This window comes from Dinghuibacter silviterrae (assembly GCF_004366355.1).
Lineage (GTDB): Bacteria > Bacteroidota > Bacteroidia > Chitinophagales > Chitinophagaceae > Dinghuibacter > Dinghuibacter silviterrae.
In genome coordinates this window covers 656,757-676,788 of sequence record NZ_SODV01000001.1, presented here as the reverse complement: position 1 = coordinate 676,788, position 20,032 = coordinate 656,757, and the positions used below count along the sequence as shown (strand labels likewise).

The window sequence follows — 20,032 nt, the reverse complement described above, 5'->3', positions numbered from 1 at the left end:
TTCGGACCTATGTTGCGCTCGATTTTGCTTGCCACCGGCCTGGTCGCCGGGGCTTTGTCCCTGCATGCGCAGGTTCTCTCTTATAGTGACGGTCATAATGCCTGGAACCCGGATACCCTTGGGGATATCCGGGCAGTAGTGTATTGCCCGTCGGGGGGAGCGGCGGCGTTTGTGCATATTCCCTGGAGGCGGAGGGACGAACACCCGGAGCTGAAGCGGATCATCGTGGAAGATGGTCAGACCCGGAAGCGGGTGGCGGACGTGCATGTCTCGGAAGTGACGCGGGAGTATGGAGATATTTATTTCCGCCCGGTGTCGGGGAAGGGAAGGTACTATGTATACTACCTGCCGTATAAAAATGAAGGACGAAGCAACTACCCCCGGGGTGTTTATCTGAAACCGGACACAGGGACGTGGCGGGCCCCGGAAGGGGCGATCAAGGCGACTACCGAAGGTATCCAGTATATCAATGCCTTCAACAGCTTTTACCCGATGGAGGTAATTGCCACACGGAAGGAGACGGAAGCGTTGGATGCGAAACACGCGGGGGAGGCTTTTGTCGTGTTCCCGGAGGACCGGAGGTATCCGATCCGGATGAAGCACGATTTACCCTATCGGTGGATAGAAAGGAAGGAGCCGGTTGGCTTCGATACGGCGGAGAAGGATGAGAACTACGCCTTCCAACTGGGTGTTTACGCGTTGAAGAATTTGAGAAACGTGAAGGTGACTTTTAGTGACTGGGGTGAAGGATTTACGGCGGATCGCTTTAACTGCATCAATACGCAAGGAGTATCCTATGACGGGAAGCCCTTTGAACCGACGGTGGACGTAGCTGAGAGGACGGTTCAACCGTTGTGGTGTTGGGTAACCATCCCCAGCGATGCACGGCCGGGGACGTATAAGGGCTCAGTGACGGTGAAGGCGGACAGTTTGCCGGCGGTAGAAGTTCCTTTGCAGATTACCGTAGGTCACCGGGACGCGGTAGCCGCAGGGGTGAACGAACCGTATAAGATGACGCGGCTGCCGTGGCTCAATTCCACTTTGGCACAGGAGAACACGGTGATTGCACCATATACACCGCTGCAGGTAACGGATACTGTGATTAACCTTTTAGGCAGAGACATATCCATCGGGCGGGATGGGCTGCCGGCGCAGATCCGGACGTATTTCACGCCGGAGATGACGTCGATCGGCACGGAGGCGCACCCGCTACTGACGGAGCCGATACATTTTCACATTGACCCGGCGCCAGGGGGGGCTGCAGCACGCGTGGCCCTGGTGTCTTCAGGCCTGCGCTTTATCGACAAGACCGACGGAACGGTCACCTGGGAAGCAAGCAGCACCTCGGAGGCCCTGCAAATGGACGTACACGGCAGCCTGGAGTTTGACGGGTTCCTGTCGTACACGGTGCGGTTGGTGGCGCTGGAGGACCTGGACCTGCGCAATACGCGCTGGCACATGCCGCTGGAACCCGACGCGGCGAAGTACCTGATCGGGTTGAACCGGAAAGGTGGGTACCGGCCGGACAGCCTTTCCTGGAAGTGGGACGTGGCACATAAGAACCAGGACGGGGCGTGGATCGGCAACGTCAATGAGGGGGTGCAGTTTTCGTTGAGGGATCAGCACTATGTCCGTCCGCTGAACACGAATTTTTATTTGCTGAAACCGCTGGTTCTACCGGATTCGTGGGGGAATGAAGGAAAGGGCGGGATAGAGATTGGGCAAAAAGGGAAGGCGATTCTGGTCAATGCTTATACGGGCGCCCGGACGATGCATAAGGGGGATACGCTGTATTACAATTTCAACCTCCTGATTACACCCTTCCATGCGCTGAATACGGACTTTCAGTGGGCGAACCGGTTTTACCATAAGTACAACAACCTGGACACGATCCAGTCGTTGGGGGCTACGGTGGTGAACATTCATCACGCGACGCCGATCAATCCGTGGATCAATTATCCCTTTATCGAGTGGGCGAGAATGAAGGGGTATATCGATACGGCGCACAGCAAGGGGATCAAGGTCAAAATCTATAATACCATCAGGGAGTTGTCGGATCATGCCTACGAGCTGCCGGTGTTGCGGAGCCTGGGGCATGAAGTGTATTCGTCGGGGAAGGGAGGCGGTTTTGCGTGGTTGCAGGAGCACGTGGGGGATGACTATATCCCGGCGTGGTTTGTCCCGGAGATCAAGGACGCGGCGATCATCAACAGCGGGATGAACCGCTGGCACAATTATTACGTGGAGGGGATGAACTGGCTGGTGCAGAATGTGGGTATTGATGGGATTTACTTAGACGACGTGGCGTTTGACCGGGTGACGATGAAACGGATCAAACGGGTGCTGACACAGGACGGGCATCCGGGGATCATCGACCTGCACTCGGCCAATCAGTATGACGCCAGTGACGGGTGGAACAACAGCGCCAACCTGTATATGGAGCACTTTCCTTACCTGAACCGGCTTTGGTTTGGGGAGTATTTCGACTACGAAAAAAATACACCCGACTTTTTCCTGACGGAGGTGAGTGGGATACCGTTCGGGCTGATGGGGGAAATGCTGCAGGGCGGCGGAAACCCGTGGCGGGGGATGATCTACGGGATGACCAACCGGTTGGGTTGGACGGATGTCAACGACCCGCGCCCGCTGTGGGCTTTATGGGATGCCTTTGGCATGAAGGGATCGGAGATGCTGGGCTATTGGAGTGGGCACTGCCCGGTGACGACGGACCAGCCGCAGGTACTCGCGACGGTGTATAAACGCAAGGGCAAAGCCCTGGTGGCGCTGGCAAGCTGGGCGCCGGGGGATGTGCAGACGCAGCTGACCATCGACTGGAAGGCGCTGGGTATCGATCCTTCAACGGCGGAGATCCTGGCCCCGGAGATCCGGGGGTTTCAGCCGGGGAAGGTTTTTCCGGCGGGTAAACCCATCCCGGTTGCCCCGGGAAAGGGGTGGTTATTGATCATACAACAGGCATCGCAATAGCTTTTTTCATACCTTGCGGTCCTAGAAGTTGTTTTTCTAGTATAGTTGTTCGCGGCGGCCTCCTTCGGGGGGTCGCTGTGTTTTTAGGGAGCACCGCGGTCATTCCTCGCGGAACCGCACCCAAAGGTGCGCATCGATAAGCAGGTCGTTTTTGAAAATGGCTTTATGAAGGACGGCTTCCCGGTGGAAGCCGTTTTTGCGGAGGACGGCCATGGAGGCGAGGTTGTGCGCGAAGACCTCGGCGTAGATGCGGTAGCAGTCGGTGGTGTCGAAGATGTAGCGGACCATCTGGCGGACGGCTTCGGTGCCGTGGCCCCTGCCCCAGTGTTCTTCGCCTAAGTAGTAGCCGATTTCGATGTTGCGTTTGTAGATGTCGTGTTGGGGGACCATGCCGATGCCGCCGATCATGACGCCGTTCTCATCGATGCAGAAGTTGCGTTGGGGCTGTTGCTGGAGGTTGAAGCGGACCCATTCCTCGGCGTCTTTCTGGCGGTAGGGCTTGGGCATCTGGTCGCGAAGGTTGTTCCAGATGTGGATGTTGTTGCAGATGTGTATGAGCTGGGGAACATCCCGCCATTGCCATGGTCGTAGGGTAATCATATTCGCCGTTGTAAATAGGCTGTATAGTCGGGGATGATCAGCTCGTAGTCCTGGTTCATCAGGGGGGACGTCATGATGAAGTCGGCCGTGGCGCGGTCGGTGGCCATGGGGATGTTCCAGGCGCAGCCTATGCGTAACAGTGCTTTTACGTCGCTGTCGTGGGCCTGGGTTTCCATGGGGTCCCAGAAAAAGATCAGGAGGTCGATCTCGCCGTCGGCGATCATGGCGCCGATCTGTTGGTCGCCGCCCAGGGGGCCGGAGAGCAGCTTACGGATGGGTCTGTCCAGGCGCTCTTCGAGCAGCTTGCCGGTGGTGCCGGTGGCAAAAAGTTCGTGCCGGGAGAGGGCGGCCTGGTTGAACAGGGCCCAGTCGATCAGGTCCTTTTTCTTGTTGTCGTGTGCCACCAGGGCGATGCGTTTGCGGTTTCCGATGACACGGATTTGGTTCATGGACAGTATTTGTTTGGGGAAAGATAGGGAAATAAGATTAGTTCAACAGCCGGTAGCTGGTGCTGCGCCCGCCGGCGGGATCCTTGACGAGGATTCCCTGTTTGAGGAGGTCGTTGATGTCCCGGATGGCGGTGTCAGGGGACGAGGCGGTCAGCCTTGCCCAGGCGGAGGACGTCAGCTTGACCTCGATGCCGTCGAGCAGACGGTTGAGCATGGTCCGCTGGCGATCGTTCAGGGAGGCGCCGGTGTTTTTTTCCCAGAACCTGGACTTGGCGAGAAGACCGGACAGTTGGGTATTGGTGTCGAGCAGGGCGCGGTCAAGACACTGGAGGAACCATTCCAGCCAGGCGGTGATGTCCAGGGAGCCGCCTTGCGTCTTTTCGAGGATGTCGTAATAGGCGGCGCGTTCTTTGCAAAGCTGGGCGGACAGGCTGTAATAACGATAGGGGGTGTCGTCTGCCCTCGCGAGCTGCAGGGCACTGATGGTTCGGGCGATCCGGCCGTTGCCGTCTTCGAAGGGCTGGATGGTCAGGAACCAGAGGTGGGCTACAGCGGCAGCCATAAAGGGATCCAGGTTTCCCGTCGTGTTGAACCATTCCAAAAAGGCGGCCATTTCACCGGGGACAACGTAGGAGTGGGGCGCCTGGTAACGTACGACCTGGTGTGGGGAAGTGACCGGGTTTATCCTCCAGCCGGCTTTTCGGTGTGGGAAAAGGGACGCATGCCAGCCAAACATGCGCTGTTCCGTCATGGGGGCGGCATAGCGTTGGGTCGCATCGAGGAGCAACCCGATCCGTCCTTCCAGGTTTTTTGCAACGGTGCCGTGTTGGTGACCGAGGCGTTGTGCGAGGGCGGTACGGACTTCAGCCGCATCCACGAACTCTCCTTCGATTTCGGCAGAGCGCACGATGTCCAGGGTGAGCATCCGAAGCGTCGCTTCCATTTGAAGGGTGGGGTTGAGCTGCTCCATCCTCCCGAGAAGACGACCTTGATTGTGACGCACTTTTGCAGAGAGCCTTGATAAACTTGTTTGGTTCCAGGTAAACAGAGGCCAGTCGCGTCTTTGGTAGATATATATGGCCATTTTGCCGCAATCTTACGGCGAAGGTAGTGGGTTTCAAGGTTTTGGCAAAACGAAGCCCGCCTGGAAAGGCGGGCCGGTTCATTACTTACTAATCCAAAAACAGCTTCTTAATTCAGAGCGGGCGCAGGGACCGCGGGCGGTTGTTGCCCTTCGGTGAGCTTGGCGCGGATCTTGGTTTCCAGTTCAGCGGCAAGTTCCGGGTTGTCCGTGAGGAGTTGTTTGACGGCGTCGCGGCCCTGGCCGAGTTTGTTGGTGTCGTAGCTGAACCAGCTGCCGCTTTTTTGTATGACGCCGAGTTCCACGCCCATGTCGACGATCTCGCCGACTTTGGAAATGCCCTCTCCGAAAATGATGTCGAACTCCGCGCTGCGGAAGGGCGGCGCGACCTTGTTCTTGACGACCTTTACCTTGACGCGGTTACCCACGGCCTCGTCCCCGTCCTTGATTTGGGCGGAGCGGCGGATGTCCAGGCGGACCGATGCATAGAACTTAAGGGCGTTCCCACCGGTGGTCGTTTCGGGGTTTCCGAACATGACCCCGATTTTTTCACGGAGCTGGTTGATGAAAATACAAATAGTGTTGGTCTTGTTGATGGTGGCTGTGAGTTTGCGCAGCGCCTGGGACATGAGCCGGGCCTGGAGCCCCATCTTGCTATCCCCCATTTCGCCTTCCAGTTCCCCTTTGGGCACCAGGGCTGCCACGGAGTCGATGACGACGACGTCCACGGCCCCCGAGAGGATCAGCCGGTCGGCGATTTCCAGGGCCTGCTCACCATAGTCGGGTTGGGAGATCAGCAGGTTGTCGATGTCGACGCCCAGCCTTTTGGCATAGGAGCTGTCAAACGCATGTTCCGCGTCGATGATGGCGCAGATACCCCCTTTCTTTTGTGCCTCGGCGATCGCATGGATGGCGATGGTGGTCTTACCGGAAGATTCGGGACCATAGATCTCCACAATACGACCCCGGGGGAAGCCCCCCACGCCCAAGGCCACGTCCAGCCCAAGGGAACCGGTCGAAACGACCTCCAGGGTCTTGTCGGCACGTTCGTTCATCATCATGACGCTGCCTTTTCCAAAATCCTTGTCGATCTTGTCAATCGTCAGCTTTAAGGCCTTGAGCTTTTCACTCATATTATTGGTCGATTTGTCTTGACCGTTCGTCTTATCGGACTTATCGGAATGCGCTGCCATGGTTAATAAGTTTTTGGGGGTAAATACAAACTAATTTATTTAGCAAATGTAAAACTAATATTTTTAGTTCCGCAAGAAAAGGTCGCTTTTTTCTTTTAAAATCCGTGTTTGGAGGGGGACAGGTTATCCGCATTTTACCCGACCACATCCTTTCCAAACGGCATTAGGGCCAGCGGGATCAGTTTGAAGTGCTGGGCTGCGAAGGGAAGGCCTATAATCGTGATGGCCAGGAGGCAACCAAAGACGAGGTGCATCAGCGCGGTATACAGACCCCCACACAGCAGCCAGACGAGGTTGAAAAGCGGGGATAGGCAGCCGGTCGCGGATGGCCTGCTAACGACTTGTTTGCCAAAGGGCCAGAGGACGATGTAGGCGAGCTTAAAGCATTGTACCCCAAAAGGGATGCCGATGATGGTGCAACACAGCAAAAAGCCGCCGAAGAGGTAGCCCAGGGAAGCGAAAAAGCCTCCGCAGAGGATCCATATAAGGTTTCCGAGTAGATTCATGGCAGGCTAAATATCGGACAGAAATCGTTATTTTGTACGGATGAGCGAAGGATGCGTATACATTCTTAAAACGGGCAGGAATCTTTATAAGATCGGCAAGACCACCGACCTTCAAAAGCGGCTGGCCGTTTACCATACGCACCTGCCGATCCTTTTCCGGGTGATCCGCCAGTACGAGGACGTAAACATCGGCAGCCTGGAGGGAAGCCTTCATATTGTCTTTCAGCACAAACGCGTCAAGGGGGAGTGGTTCGAGCTAAACGCCGGGGACCTCCAGATCTGCGATAACATCGCCATGAACTATTCGCTGGCCCGGTTTGAGCGCGTCACACGAAAACAAGCGACCGTCATCCGCTTTTCCGACGAACCCCTGCTCCAGGTCATCGAAGCACACGAAAAGTATCTGTCGGACTATTCACGGGTGGCCGAAGACGTCCGGCTGGGTCTGGGCACGGAGGAGATTTTCGAGCTGTATGAAGGCACGGTGAGTAAGTCCGTCATCGACACCGTCCGCAGGCTGCTTCGATACCGGACGCCCAATTCGGAATTCCTCGGCAGTCTGCTCCCCGTGGTCAAGGACCTGAGCGCCGGGCTGACCGAACAACATATCCTGGACAAATACCGGGGCCAGGTGAGCCGCTCCACGCTCTCGATGGTCAAAAGAATTCTCCGCAACCAACTATATTGACCGAGGATCGGTATTTTTGCGCCATGCAGCATTACCTGGAAGGATTGAACGAGCAACAACGGGAAGCAGTATTGCACAAGGACGGTCCCATCATGATCGTGGCGGGCGCCGGGAGTGGGAAGACGAAGGTGCTGACGACCAGGATCGCCCATTTGATGGCGGCGCACCATATAGATGCCTTCCGCATCCTGGCGCTGACTTTTACCAACAAGGCTGCGGCAGAAATGAAGGAGCGGATCGAAAGGACGCTGGGAAATACGGAGGCGCGTAATTTATATATAGGCACTTTTCACTCGGTTTTCGCGCGCATCCTAAGGGCGGAAGCCGACCGCCTGGGATACCCCCGCAGCTTTACGATTTACGACACGGACGACGCGCGGAGTGTGGTCAAGACGGTTGTCCAGGAACTGAACCTGGACGACAAGCATTACAAACCCAACCTGGTCCTCAACCGGATTTCCTCGGCGAAGAACGCATTGGTAGGGCCAGATGAATACGCGAACGATTATCATCTTCAGCAGGAAGACATGCAGTCCGGGCGCCCGGCGATCGGAAAGATTTACCAGGCGTATTGGGCCCGTTGCCGCAAGAACGGCGCCATGGACTTCGACGACCTGTTGTTCAACATGTACATCCTGCTCAGTACTTTTCCGGAGGTACTGCACAAATACCAGCACAAATTCCAGTACATCCTGATCGATGAGTACCAGGATACCAACGCGGCCCAGTACCAGATCGTCAAGCTGCTGGCGGCGGTGCACGAAAACATCTGCGTGGTGGGGGACGACGCCCAGAGCATTTATTCCTTCCGGGGCGCGACCATCGAAAACATCCTCCAGTTCCAAAAGGACTATGACGACGTCAAGGTGGTCAAGCTGGAACAAAACTACCGCAGTACCCAAAGCATCATCGCGGTGGCCAACGAGGTGATCAAAAACAACAAGGGCCAGATCCCCAAGGCGCTTTGGACCGACAACCACCCCGGGGAAAAGATCCGCCTGGTGCGGACCATGACCGACAACGACGAAGGGAAATACGTGGCCGACACCATCCAGGAACAAAAGCTCCGGAACCATTACAACAACCGGGATTTCGCGATCCTTTACCGGACGAACGCCCAAAGCCGGAGTTTTGAAGAGAGCCTGAGGCGGATGAACATCGCCTACCGCATCTATGGAGGCATCAGCTTCTACCAGCGGAAGGAAGTCAAGGACTTTATCGCCTATCTCCGGGTGATCGTCAACCCGAAGGAAGAGGAATCGCTCAAACGCATCATCAACTACCCCATCCGCGGGATCGGTAAAACGTCGGTGGAAAAAGCCGTGCTGGCCGCCAACGACGGGGGGTTGTCGATGTGGGACGTCTTAGGAAACGCGGCCATGTTTGGCTTTAAGAGCGGAACCCTGGAATCTATCGACCAGTTCGTGACCATGATCAAGATGTTCGCCAGCGAGCTGGACAAAAAGAACGCCTACGACGTAGCGGTCTTGGTGGGCAAACACACGGGTATCGTCAAGGAGCTTTTTAACGACAAGACGACGGAAGGCCTGGCGCGGTATGAAAACGTACAGGAACTCCTGAACTCCATAAAGGAATGGATCGAAACCCCCCTGAACGAAGAAGACGGAGAGGTGGGCGACAAAAGCCTGGGGGCCTACCTGCAGCAGATCACCCTGCTCACCGATGCGGACAAGGATGAGGAGGACGCCGACGTCGTGAAGCTGATGACCATCCACGCAGCCAAGGGCCTGGAGTTCCCGGTGGTATTTGTGGCGGGTATCGAAGAAGGCTTGTTCCCCAGCGGGATGAGCATCAACAGCCGGGAAGACCTGGAAGAAGAAAGACGCCTGTTCTATGTCGCGGTCACCAGGGCCAAGCAACGGCTTTGGCTGACCTACGCCAATAACCGCTACCGCTTCGGACAACTGGTGCAAAACGATCCCAGCCGTTTCCTCGACGAGATCCCGGAATTACACCTCGACAAAAGCCACGCCGGCGGCCGTGCCCCGGGCGGTTTTGGCGGTACCAGCGCGTTCGATCGCATGCACGGCAAGCCGTCTTTCGGACCCCCGCCCGCCCGAAAACCGGACCAGCGGCCCTCTTACCTGGGCCCCGCACCCAAACCGGCCCAGGTGGACCATACCCCCAGCAAGGACTTTGTACCCAGCGACCTGTCGGGGCTGGCGCCCGGGCAGCGGGTGGAACACCAGAAGTTCGGGTTTGGGGAGGTGACGAAGATGGAGGGGTCGGGGCACAACCCCATAGCCACGATCAAGTTTGATCTGAATGGGGAGAAGAAGATTATGTTGAATTATGCGAAGCTGAGGATATTATAGGAAGACCCGGCGGGCGAGGAAAACGCCTACATATCGTCGCGGGCCGCAGTGTTCCCTCAAAAATCTTTTACACGCGCTGAAGTGATTGCCGGCCGTGAGGATGTCGTCGAAGATCACGACCGTCTCCTGTAGTGCCGATGACACGGCAGGATCCAATGTATAGTTGTTCCGGATATGGATCGCGGAAGGCCTGACGGCGTTTTCGTGAGATGCAGGCATGTCGCTCCTCGCAATGATGATTTCCCGTATGTCGGCTTCCAGGGGGCAGGCTTTTTTTAATATCCTAAGGATACGATCATCATACAGCGGACTAGTGCGGACCTTGGAAGGCGGGACGGGAACGATCGTCGTATTGCCGAAGTCTATGAGCGCGCAAAGTGCCGGGCGCAACAAACACGCGGCCTCCTCGATGGCGGCCTCTTTCCAGCATAGTTCCCATGGGCTCCGACTGTCTACGGGCATTTTAAGGTTGTGGATCAGGCCGTTTCCCTGACCCCGCGCGGTATATTCCATGAGGTAGTAACATTCATCCGTCGCTCCGAGCGACCAATGTTGCTGGTCGTGGAGCGCCGCTTCGTCGATCCGGATCAGGTTACCCATCCTGCAATGATCGGCGCGCCGGTCATAAGGTATAACAGTTGGGCGTGATCCGGGGCTAAAAAAGACGGGTTCCACGGACCCGGAATGCGATGAGAAAGGGGAGGGCGTCCCACAAAAAACATTTATAGATTAAATCTATCAAGACATCTACAATTACTATCACCATCTATATCGAAATCCCTGATATTTGCACCATCAAAAACGATTGGTCTTGCCCGTTAGCTTGGAAATCCTTTAAATACTATATTATGAGCAACCGTGTTTTGTCCGTGGGAAGCGTGTTTCCTGCATTTAAGAAAAAGGCCGTCGTTTCGATCGAAAAGGGTAAAGAGTTTATCGACCTCACCCACGAATATGCCTCTTCCAAGGGCAAGTGGACGGTGTACTTCTGGTGGCCGAAGGATTTTACTTTCGTTTGCCCCACCGAAATCGCCGAATTCAACAAAAAGCATTCGGAGTTTTCCGACCGTGACGCCGTCCTGATCGGTGCCTCCACCGACTCCGAGTTCGTACACGCGGCGTGGAGAAGGGACCACAGCGACCTGAAGGATCTGAAGTTCCCCATGCTGGCGGATACGTCGAAATCCCTGGCGGAAGAGCTGGGTATCCTGGAAGCCGAAGAGAAAGTAGCCTATCGTGCCACGTTTATCGTTGATCCTCAGGGGATCGTCCGCTGGGTCAGCGTGTATGACCTGAGCGTGGGCCGAAATGTACAGGAAGTGATCCGCGTGCTGGACGCATTGCAGACGGACGAGCTTTGTCCCTGTAACTGGTCCAAAGGCGAAGAAACACTGACCACTCAATTAGCCCTTAACTAATGCTACCCTCATGAGCCAGGCCGTTGCTATTCAAAATGAAACATTCCTGAACCTGCTGGGTGAACTGCAGTTGGAGGACTACACTCCTTCGGCTGCGGTTCAGTCCCTGCTGCAGGTGGAAAGCCGCTACATCAAGGACCTGAAGATCAATGTCAGCAATGTCCTGAACAACAACCAGCACCTGTCGAAAAAAGAGGCGTTGTTGCTGGCCCTTGCGGTGGCCCTGAACGAGCGTTTTGACCTGCTGAAGGAGTCCCTGACGGGGCTGGCCCGGCAGGTGGGCGCCACGGAGGCCGAGCTGGCGGAAGTCGCCGCCTGCACCTCGCTGATGAACACCAATAACATTTTCTACCGGTTCCGGCACTTTGTAAAAAAGGACGTCTATACCGCCCAGCCGGCTGGGATCAAGATGACGATCATGGCGAACCCCGTGTTGGGCAAGGAGTTTTTCGAGCTCCTGAGCCTGGTGGTGTCGTCGGTGAACGGGTGTGAGCTTTGTGTAACCTCCCACGAACAATCGGTGCTCCAGCACGGCGCCTCCGAATCGAAGGTGTTCGAGGCGGTGCGCCTGGGGGCGGTCGTTAAGGGATTGATTACCATACTGGCCTGACGATCAGGCCCCAAGTGGCGGCGCCCCGGCGCTGCCATTTTTTTTGTAACTTCGCGCTTCTAAACTGTTTGTTATGATCAAGACAGGGAACCCGGTCATCAGCATCTATACGGAAATGACTCCGAACCCGGAGACCATGAAGTTTGTGGCCAATAAGCTGTTGTACCCGGGCAAGAGCGCGGACTTCCCCGACGTGGAGAGCGCCAAGCCTTCCCCCCTGGCCGGAGAGATTTTTGCTTTTCCTTTTATAAAAAGCGTTTTTATCGCCAGTAATTTCGTGACCCTGACGAAGACGCCGGAGACGGACTGGTCGGACGTGATCCCGACCATCCGCCAGTTCCTGAAGGAGTACCTGGAGGAAGGGAAACCGGTGATCAACGAGGAAGAGATCCTGGCGGTGAAAAAACCCGAAAGTACCAATACGGTGCACGCCGATGACGACGACGTCGTCAAACGCATCAAAGAGCTTCTGGAAAACTATGTACGTCCCGCCGTCGAGATGGACGGGGGCGCCATCCAGTTCCGTAGCTACACGGACGGCGTGGTGAACCTCATGCTCCAGGGTTCCTGCTCGGGCTGCCCCTCTTCGATGATCACGCTCAAGGCGGGTATCGAAGGCATGATGAAACGCATGATCCCCGAAGTCCGGGAAGTTGTTGCGGAAGCCGAATAATGAACGTTTACCAGTCATTTATCGATGGCCTCAGGGGGACCACGCTCCTGGAATATATAGGTGTGTTCTCGGGCATAATATGTGTGTGGCTGGGCAAAAAAGAGCACATCCTCAACTATCCCTTTGGCATCCTCAATACGGGCATTTATGTCTACCTCAGTTGCGCGGGTAACCTCTTAGGGGAGGCCAGCGTCAACATTTTTTACACGGTGATGAACGTATACGGGTGGATCCTGTGGGCCCGGAAGGGCGCAGACCGGCGTCCCGCCCTTGTCATCACACGCTCCAACCGCAGGGACTGGATAAAGGCGCTGGCCTTTTTTGGTTTTTGCTGGCTGGTGCTGTTCGTTTCCCTTTCTTACGCAAAGACGTATTTTGCACCCCGGGCCATCCCGCTGGCGGATGGTTTTTCGGCCGCGGCCGCCTACACCGGTATGTGGCTGTTGACACAAAAGAAAATCGAGAACTGGATTTGGTGGATTATCACCGATATTGCAAGCATCCCCCTGTATTTCATCAAGGGCTATGTGTTCACCAGTTTTCAGTTCCTGGTGTTCCTTGTCCTGGCGATCATGGGACTCGTAGAGTGGATTAATAAATGGAAAGCGGCTTATGCTTAAAAAGATAGTGGCGATAGGCCCGGAGTCGACGGGCAAGAGCACCTTGTGTGAAATGCTGGCTCAGCACTACCGGACCGCCTGGGTCCCCGAATACGCGCGCGAATTCCTCCTCAAACGCGGACCGGGAACGCCTTACAGCCTCGCCGACCTGGACACCATCGCCCGCGGACAACTGGACGGGGAAGACAAATACGCTTTGTCGCTTCTGAATAACGCGGACTTCGCGCCTTTTCTCTCCAGTGACCTGAAGGAAAAGCTGCTTTTTATCGATACGGACATGTACGTGATGAAGGTGTGGGGGGAGTATGTGTTTGACCAATGCCCGCCCTACGTCCTGGAGCAGATCGTCCAGCGCAAATACGACCTCTACCTGCTGTGCAACGTGGACCTGCCCTGGGTGAGGGACGAGTTGCGCGAGTATCCCGACCTGGAGACGCGGCAGCAGCTGTACTATATCTACAAGGATATTATGGTCAACCAAAAGGTTCCCTGGGTGGACATTAGTGGGGGGCCGGAAGAGCGATTGGAACGGGCGATAGCGGGGGTGGAAAAATATGCGCTCGGGCGCTAGCGGCCGGCGGTACGGGCGGCGCACTCCGCGAAGGGGTGTCCCATCAGCGCCCCTGGTGCGCGATAATAAATGCTATCAATTCATTTTGGGTAATCCCTGCGCGTGCGCAGGCATCGGTGATGTCGTCACGGTTGACGCCGGCGGCAAAGGTTTTCTCCTTGAGGCGTTTGAGGACCCCTTTAAGCTCCATGCCGTCGTACCCGCCGGGGCGCATGAGTGAATAGGCATGGACCAGGCCGGAGAGCTCGTCAAAGGCATACAGCATTTTGTCCATGGTGGTGACGGGTTCGACACCGAAGTGGGCGGGACCGTGGGAGGCGATGGCGCGGATGATTTCCGGGTCGACATGACGGCGTTCGAGTTCTTCGATGATCCGCCGGCAGTGGTCTTCGGGCCATTGGTCCCAGTCGGCGTCATGGAGAAGGCCGGCCATTTCCCAACGCCATTGGTCTTCGGGACCCAACCTTTCGCGCTCCCGGGCCCAGGCGGCCATGAGGTGGCCTACCTGTTGCATGTGGAGACGGAGACGGTCGTTTTTGACCCATTCGTTCAGGAGGGCGTTGGCTTCTTCCCGGGTGAGGATGTTACCGGCGTCGGCGGGGTCGCCAAAGGTCTGGCGGTGTAAGGCGAGGGTGCTCATGGGAGGAAGGTACGTCATTTTGCGGCCGCGGCCGCGCCGCCACGCGCCGTTACTTCGAGGCCGGGTTATCCACGAGCGCCGCCACGTCGTCGTCGTTTTCAAGGGCGGACATCTGGGTCAGAATCCAGTGCTGACGGGCCAACACGTAAGGTGTGGGCGCATCCACCCGGAAGCGGACGGGATTGGGGAGGCAGGCGGCGATCAGGGCGGCCTGGGCCCGGCTCAGGCTTTTGGCGGGTTTGTGGAAATAGTGCTGGGACGCGGCTTCGATGCCGTAGATCCCCTGACCCATCTGGATCACGTTGAGGTAGGTATTCAGGATGCGGCGTTTGCCCCAGGTCCACTCGATCATTTTGGTGAAATAGACCTCCAGCCCTTTCCGGATGTAGTTGCGTCCCTGCCAGAGAAAGACGTTTTTGGCGGTTTGCTGGCTGATGGTGCTGGCCCCGTGGACACGGCCGGGGTGTTTCTGGTTGTACTTTTCCGCTTTTTCTATGTTTTTCCAGTCAAAGCCCCCGTGTTCCGGGAAAAGCTGGTCTTCGGAGGCCATGACCGCGAGGCGGGCGTTGGGGGAAATATCGGCTTCGCTGACGTAGTCCCTGTGGAACCCATAGTCGTGGAACCAGCCATAGACCATGTCGCCGAACTGGGTCATGGTGATAGGGGGATAGATCCACTTCAGCAAAAAGATGTAGATCAACTGGGCGATAAAAAGGATGAGAAAAAGTCTTTTGGCAAATCGCCAGGCACGGGGTACGATGCCCTTAAAACGGTTTTTTGTAGGAGGGGAGGACTTGGATGGCTGTGTCATCTCCCGCAATATAATATTTATCCCTTAGCCGGGGGTGCGGAAAACCCGTAGTATTCGAGATGGTATTTTTTCCCTATGCGATAGTGTTTTGTCTGAAGCGTAATCAGCCAGGCGCCCAACCCGGCCAGGCCGACGCTGGTTAGAAACGAGCCGCCGGTCAGCCAGTCTTTGGCGTCCTGGTGCATATAGGCTCCGTTAACGACCTCCAGCACCTGGAGACCGACCCCGGCGGCGATCAGGATAGAGCCGTCGGCGGCATAGTTGAGGCTGGTCCGGTCACGGACAACCTCTTTGATCTCGGATATGGCAAAGGGGACGGGGTAGTTTGTCAACGTGTCCCAGGTGGGAAGCCCCAACATATTTACGCCCTGGCGGACGTCGTAAAAACGGAGGTAAATGGTGTCTTTGGCCCCCCCTGCCACGACCCCGGTAATACGCTGCCCGTCCTGGTTGATAAAGGTGAAGGAACTGCGGTTGGCATAATAGCGCTGGACGGTGACGTTGTGGCGTTTTAGCGCGATCACCCCAGAGATCTGGGCGTGGGTTGCCAGGTGAAGCGTCAGCAGAAACGTGAGTAGGATGGGGAACCTCATCGTGCGTAAATATAGGCGGCCTTTTTCGCCTACAAGCGTAAAACTTTGTTAATGTACGGGGTGGAGAAAAAGGATGCCGTACAACAAGGCGACCCCGAAACCGATCAGGATCAGCCCCGATATTCGATTGATCAGGTGGATATTATGTCTGGTCAGGCGGGGGCGGATGCGGTTGGCCAGAAAGACCTTGGCCAGGTCGGCGGCGAGCACCATGACGAGACAGGTGGAGAACAGGATGATCTTATCGGTCAGGGTCATAGTCGCGGTGGCGCTGGCCGTCACGAACCAGAACAGGAGCACCCCGGGGTTGAGGCTGTTCATGAAAAAACCGGACAAGAAAATCCGCGCATAATCCCGTTTGCGGAAAATGGTGAGCTGGACGCTTTCCTCTTCGGTCTGGATTTTTTTGAAAAAAAGGAAGTAGATGCCCAGCGCCGCTAAGAAGCAGGAACCAACGATGCCGAGTTCGTTGGCGTACCGTTTGATCGAATCAAAGACTTCGGTAAAGGCATTGCTGAGGACGACGATGGTGATGTCGCTGGCCGATACGCCGAGGACGAAGGCAATCCCTCCCTTGTGGCCGTTGTTGAGACTATGCTTGATGATGGAGAAGATCACGGGTCCGACCGAGATCATCAACATGAGGCCCAGGAACAATCCCTTCAACAAAGCGGTGATCATGCGCCGGTTTTTAAGAATTCCCGCCAGTCCTGGTGCATCTTGCCCTTCAGGACACGGGGGAACTTGTGCTGGCCGCCGATCTTGCCCTTGTGGCGAAGGAAAGCCAGAAACTTTTCCTCGGGCAGGACGTCTAAGTAAACGTTTTTCAGGGCGCTGTCGCGTTCCACGGCATAGTCGTCGTTAAGGTCCTTCAGGGTTTGATCGATACGGTTGCGCAACAGCTCCTTGTCCACGTGCTCGTCACAGGCGACGTACCAGTGGTGGGCGAAAAAGGTACCATGGGGTTCACCGGCTACTGTGAATTCGGGGATGGAGAGGTTGAGCTCCCCAGCCACCAACTGGACGGCCTTGTTCATATTGTCCACGCTGAGGTGTTCTCCCACGAGGCTGAGGAAGTGTTTGGTCCGGCCCGTGATGATGATCTCCGCCCGCTGTTTGTCGACAAACCGGACGGTGTCGCCGATGAGGTAACGCCAGGTGCCGGCATTGGTGCTCAGGAGAATGGCGTAGTCCTTGTCTTCCTCCACTTCACTCAGGAGAAGGACGCGGGCGCCCTCGACCATATTGCCTTCACTGTCGAAGTTCTGGTCGTCGAAGGGGACGAACTCGAAAAAGATATTGTTCCCCGTGACCAGCTTCATCCCCTTGCCGTTTTGTTTGTCCTGGTAGGCGATAAAACCTTCGGAGGCCAGGTAGGTCTCGATATAAGTCAGGGGTTTGGCCAGGAGGCGTTCAAATCCTTTTTTGTACGGTTCGAAGGCAACACCCCCGTGTACGAAAAATGCCAGGTTGGGCCATACATCGTGGATGGTCTTCAGGTGGTGGCGTTCGATGATCTTCTCCATAACCATCTGTATCCATGCGGGGACACCCACCACAAAGCCGATATCCCAGTTGGGTGCCTCTTCCACGATCTTGTCGAGCTTGAGGTTCCAGTCTTTGGTTTTGGAAATGCTTTTACCGGGTTTGTAAAAAGGCTGGAACCAAAAAGGCACCTTGGTGGCGGAAATACCACTCAGGTCTCCTGCATAGTAGGTCGGGCCTTTTTGAAGGTCGGTGGTGCCGCCCAGCATCAGCCAACCTTTACCGATCGATTTGACAGGGATATCCTGGTAGCCCGTAAGGGTCAGGAAGTGCCGGACCATGGTGGTCTTATTGGCGCGGATGATGTCTTTGGTGATGGGGATATACTTACTGGCGGCCTCGCTGGTTCCGCTGGAAAGGGCGAAATACTTGATCACACCCGGCCAGCAGATGTCGGGTTTACCTTCGAGCGTTTTGTGCCACCATTCCGCGTAGATCTTGTTGTAATTGTACGTAGGGACGTATTCCTGGAATTTTTTGGTCGGATTTTTGGCCAGCAGGAGCTCGTCAAAACGATACTTCTGCCCGAATTCGGTAAAACGCGCCTTTTTCAGCAATTTCTTCAGCACCCGCACTTGTTGGCGTTTGGGGGAATACGTGGTGATCTTGAGCGCTTTCGTTAGATTCTTGGGTAATTTAAACTCCAATAGGGCCATCCTCGCTTGTTGCTTTATTGTTTTTTGAGCTACAAACGTACGGTATTTATTCAAAAAAGGGGGCCTCAGAGCGTCCGGGGACTAAAAGGCACCGGCCACTCCTTATCAGGCCCAATAATGCTGCCGCTGTCCCTGTGGTGGAAAAAACAGGGTGCTTCCCAGCCTTCCCGGTCCATCCATTTGATTACGGGGCCATAGGCCAGGTCGCCTATGCAAAACAGGATGGGCGTACTGCCGTCGAAGCCCATGTGGCGGCGAATATCCCGAAGGTCACTGCGTTCGGAGTCCAGGGTCATAAAAAAAATGTCCTTATGCGCATAGCGTTCCAGGAAGGCCTGCAGGTCGCGGTTCGAACCGACGAGGAGCCAGGAGGAACGGGCACTGTCCGGTGTCCAGTGTGGGGACCGGGGCGGGCGGAACCGGGCCTTCTGGAAAAGAATGCCCGCCTGAATAAAGCCCCGGTACAGGAATGCAAGGGGACCCCCGTAGTACTTACGGACAAAAAGAGTCATCGCGCCAAAGAAGTGCCGGCGGTAGTCGTCGCTGTCTTTTTGTGTGCTTTGCCCCTTGAAGTGGATCAGCGTAGTGCCGGTGTAGTAATAGTTTTGCCAGCCCGCCTTACGGATCCGGTAGCTCAGGTCGATATCCTCACCGAACATAAAGAAACGCTCGTCGAAGCCACCGATTCCCTGGATCAGTTCGGTGCGCGCCATCAAAAAGGCACCGCTGAGCACGGGTACGGCGTGGGTCTCACGGTCGTCGATGTGCCCTGCATAATAAGAGGAGAACCAGCGGTTTTTTGGGAAACGATCGGCAAGGCCGGTCATTTTAAAGAAGGAAGCGGCAACGCTGGACCTGCCCCGCTTTGACTCGCGTAAAAAGGCGCCAAACCCGTTGATCATCCGGACTCCGAGGGCGCCCGCGTCCGTCTGGGTGTCCAAAAAAGCGAGGCATTGCCGGAGACCTTGTTCTTCCAGAAGGGTATCCGGGTTGAGGTACAAAATGTATTTGCCCCGGACATTGTCCAGCGGGAGGTTGTTGGCGCGGGCGTAACCTATATTTTCGTCCAGGGCCAGGCACCGGACCTGGGGCCAGGCGGCGGTCAGCCAGGCGGCCGTTCCGTCCGTGGAAGCGTTGTCCACCACCCAAATCTCGGCGTCCAGGGAGCGCGTGGCCCGGCTGAGGGTGTAAAGGCATTGTTCGAGGTAAGCCTTTACATTGTAACTGACGATAATGACCGAAAGCTCCATGCAAGGGCAAACATAAGAATTCGGGCGTATATTTGTCCCATGCTGCGTACAACATTACTGGAGGCTTCTGAGGCGGGTTCAAGGATTCTAAAACACTACTTCAACGGAACCTTTGAGGTTTCCCATAAGTCGAACATTAACGACCTGGTGACCCAGGCGGACAAAGAGTCGGAAGCAGCTATCGTGGAGGTGATCCGGGCGTCCTTTCCGGATCATCACATCCTGAGTGAAGAAGTAGGCGCCCTTCCAGGGAATGCCTCCTACAAATGGATCATCGACCCCATCGACGGGACCGTGAATTTTGCCAACGGTATCCCCCTGTGTTGCGTGAGTATCGCCCTGGAAAAAGACGGACAGATGATCATGGGGGCTGTATATAATCCCTTTTTACACGAGTTCTTTTTTGCGGAACGGGGAAAGGGCGCGACCTTGAATGACCGGCCTATCCACGTGAGCGCGCAGAAGGAAGTGGCCCGGAGTTGTGTGGTGACGGGGTTCCCGTATACCTATCTGGATTCGCCGAACGGCCCCCTCCAGGTGTTCGAACGGTTTATCCGCAGGGGTGTTCCCATGCGGCGCCTGGGCTCGGCGGCGATCGACCTGTGTTGGGTGGCGGCGGGCCGTTTCGATGCTTTCTATGAACACAAGCTCCAGGCCTGGGATAGTGCCGCGGGCTTTCTGATCGTGGAAGAAGCAGGGGGAAGGGTAACGGATTTTACGGGTGGCCCCTATTCACCCTATCAACCCGGGATCATCGCCACCAATGGGATTATACACGAGGAAATGTTACGGTGGGTAAACGGCTAG

General features: G+C 56.0%; 21 protein-coding genes. 9 read left to right on the top strand and 12 right to left on the bottom strand.

Features of this window, described 5'->3' with window-relative positions:
- The first annotated feature begins 9 nt into the window (after positions 1–9).
- Positions 10–2,985 carry a glycoside hydrolase domain-containing protein gene (locus tag EDB95_RS02980; RefSeq protein WP_133990429.1) on the top strand — a complete coding sequence of 992 codons (2,976 nt, stop codon included), beginning with the start codon at positions 10–12 and terminating at the stop codon, positions 2,983–2,985.
- Positions 2,986–3,084: 99 nt separating this feature from the next.
- Here EDB95_RS02980 and EDB95_RS02975 read toward each other — a convergent pair whose 3' ends face one another.
- The 5 genes from EDB95_RS02975 to EDB95_RS02955 all read right to left on the bottom strand — a co-directional run bounded on the left by EDB95_RS02975 (position 3,085) and on the right by EDB95_RS02955 (position 6,814).
- Positions 3,085–3,585, bottom strand: a complete 501-nt coding sequence (locus EDB95_RS02975; RefSeq protein WP_133990427.1) for a GNAT family N-acetyltransferase — start codon at positions 3,583–3,585, stop codon at positions 3,085–3,087.
- The gene (locus EDB95_RS02970; RefSeq protein ID WP_133990425.1) at positions 3,582–4,034 is read right to left on the bottom strand and encodes a methylglyoxal synthase; all 453 of its coding nucleotides are present in this window, start codon (positions 4,032–4,034) and stop codon (positions 3,582–3,584) included. Before EDB95_RS02970 ends, EDB95_RS02975 begins: the two co-directional genes overlap by 4 nt.
- A gap of 37 nt (positions 4,035–4,071) precedes the next feature.
- Positions 4,072–5,118 carry a Fic family protein gene (locus tag EDB95_RS02965; protein WP_246073472.1) on the bottom strand — a complete coding sequence of 349 codons (1,047 nt, stop codon included), beginning with the start codon at positions 5,116–5,118 and terminating at the stop codon, positions 4,072–4,074.
- 107 nt (positions 5,119–5,225) lie between these two features.
- A complete protein-coding gene (gene recA, locus EDB95_RS02960; protein ID WP_449389522.1) occupies positions 5,226–6,308 on the bottom strand; it encodes a recombinase RecA in 1,083 nt (360 codons plus the stop codon).
- Positions 6,309–6,442: 134 nt separating this feature from the next.
- Complete coding sequence (locus EDB95_RS02955; RefSeq protein WP_133990423.1) at positions 6,443–6,814, bottom strand: YccF domain-containing protein; 372 nt, start codon at positions 6,812–6,814, stop codon at positions 6,443–6,445.
- A 40-nt stretch (positions 6,815–6,854) separates the two neighbouring features.
- Between EDB95_RS02955 and EDB95_RS02950 the strand changes: the two genes are divergently transcribed.
- Together EDB95_RS02950 and EDB95_RS02945 are read left to right on the top strand one after the other, a co-directional pair.
- Positions 6,855–7,502, top strand: a complete 648-nt coding sequence (locus EDB95_RS02950) for a GIY-YIG nuclease family protein (protein WP_133990421.1) — start codon at positions 6,855–6,857, stop codon at positions 7,500–7,502.
- Between the two features lie 23 nt (positions 7,503–7,525).
- Positions 7,526–9,838 carry an ATP-dependent helicase gene (locus EDB95_RS02945; RefSeq protein ID WP_133990419.1) on the top strand — a complete coding sequence of 771 codons (2,313 nt, stop codon included), beginning with the start codon at positions 7,526–7,528 and terminating at the stop codon, positions 9,836–9,838.
- On the opposite strand, the gene EDB95_RS02940 is transcribed toward EDB95_RS02945, so the two are convergent.
- Positions 9,833–10,438 carry a hypothetical protein gene (locus EDB95_RS02940; RefSeq protein ID WP_133990417.1) on the bottom strand — a complete coding sequence of 202 codons (606 nt, stop codon included), beginning with the start codon at positions 10,436–10,438 and terminating at the stop codon, positions 9,833–9,835. The two genes, EDB95_RS02945 and EDB95_RS02940, sit on opposite strands and share 6 nt — an antisense overlap.
- A gap of 248 nt (positions 10,439–10,686) precedes the next feature.
- On the opposite strand from EDB95_RS02940, the gene EDB95_RS02935 reads away from it, so the two are divergent.
- The 5 genes from EDB95_RS02935 to EDB95_RS02915 all read left to right on the top strand — a co-directional run bounded on the left by EDB95_RS02935 (position 10,687) and on the right by EDB95_RS02915 (position 13,730).
- Entirely contained in the window at positions 10,687–11,256 is a 570-nt protein-coding gene (locus tag EDB95_RS02935) for a peroxiredoxin (protein ID WP_133990415.1), read from the top strand.
- Positions 11,257–11,266: 10 nt separating this feature from the next.
- Positions 11,267–11,866 (top strand): carboxymuconolactone decarboxylase family protein, encoded by a 600-nt coding sequence (locus tag EDB95_RS02930; RefSeq protein ID WP_133990413.1) that lies wholly within the window; start codon positions 11,267–11,269, stop codon positions 11,864–11,866.
- 73 nt (positions 11,867–11,939) lie between these two features.
- Entirely contained in the window at positions 11,940–12,539 is a 600-nt protein-coding gene (locus EDB95_RS02925; RefSeq protein ID WP_133990411.1) for a NifU family protein, read from the top strand.
- Positions 12,539–13,159 carry a nicotinamide riboside transporter PnuC gene (gene pnuC, locus EDB95_RS02920; protein WP_133990409.1) on the top strand — a complete coding sequence of 207 codons (621 nt, stop codon included), beginning with the start codon at positions 12,539–12,541 and terminating at the stop codon, positions 13,157–13,159. Before EDB95_RS02925 ends, pnuC begins: the two co-directional genes overlap by 1 nt.
- On the top strand, positions 13,152–13,730 hold the full coding sequence (locus tag EDB95_RS02915; protein ID WP_133990407.1) for an AAA family ATPase: 579 nt from the start codon (positions 13,152–13,154) through the stop codon (positions 13,728–13,730). Before pnuC ends, EDB95_RS02915 begins: the two co-directional genes overlap by 8 nt.
- Before the next feature lie 43 nt (positions 13,731–13,773).
- Here the strand turns inward: EDB95_RS02915 and EDB95_RS02910 are convergent, their stop codons facing one another.
- The 6 genes from EDB95_RS02910 to EDB95_RS02885 form a co-directional block, all read right to left on the bottom strand.
- Positions 13,774–14,370 (bottom strand): hydrolase, encoded by a 597-nt coding sequence (locus EDB95_RS02910; RefSeq protein ID WP_133990405.1) that lies wholly within the window; start codon positions 14,368–14,370, stop codon positions 13,774–13,776.
- Between the two features lie 49 nt (positions 14,371–14,419).
- On the bottom strand, positions 14,420–15,181 hold the full coding sequence (gene mtgA, locus EDB95_RS02905; RefSeq protein ID WP_133990403.1) for a monofunctional biosynthetic peptidoglycan transglycosylase: 762 nt from the start codon (positions 15,179–15,181) through the stop codon (positions 14,420–14,422).
- Between the two features lie 17 nt (positions 15,182–15,198).
- Positions 15,199–15,774, bottom strand: a complete 576-nt coding sequence (locus EDB95_RS02900) for a hypothetical protein (RefSeq protein ID WP_133990401.1) — start codon at positions 15,772–15,774, stop codon at positions 15,199–15,201.
- 48 nt (positions 15,775–15,822) lie between these two features.
- A complete protein-coding gene (locus EDB95_RS02895) occupies positions 15,823–16,455 on the bottom strand; it encodes a LysE family translocator (protein WP_133990399.1) in 633 nt (210 codons plus the stop codon).
- On the bottom strand, positions 16,452–17,975 hold the full coding sequence (locus EDB95_RS02890) for a GH3 family domain-containing protein (protein WP_133990397.1): 1,524 nt from the start codon (positions 17,973–17,975) through the stop codon (positions 16,452–16,454). The genes EDB95_RS02895 and EDB95_RS02890 overlap by 4 nt, the downstream gene beginning before the upstream one ends.
- Positions 17,976–18,040: 65 nt before the next feature.
- A complete protein-coding gene (locus EDB95_RS02885; RefSeq protein WP_133990395.1) occupies positions 18,041–19,225 on the bottom strand; it encodes a glycosyltransferase family 2 protein in 1,185 nt (394 codons plus the stop codon).
- Between the two features lie 39 nt (positions 19,226–19,264).
- Between EDB95_RS02885 and EDB95_RS02880 the strand changes: the two genes are divergently transcribed.
- Entirely contained in the window at positions 19,265–20,032 is a 768-nt protein-coding gene (locus EDB95_RS02880; protein WP_133990393.1) for an inositol monophosphatase family protein, read from the top strand.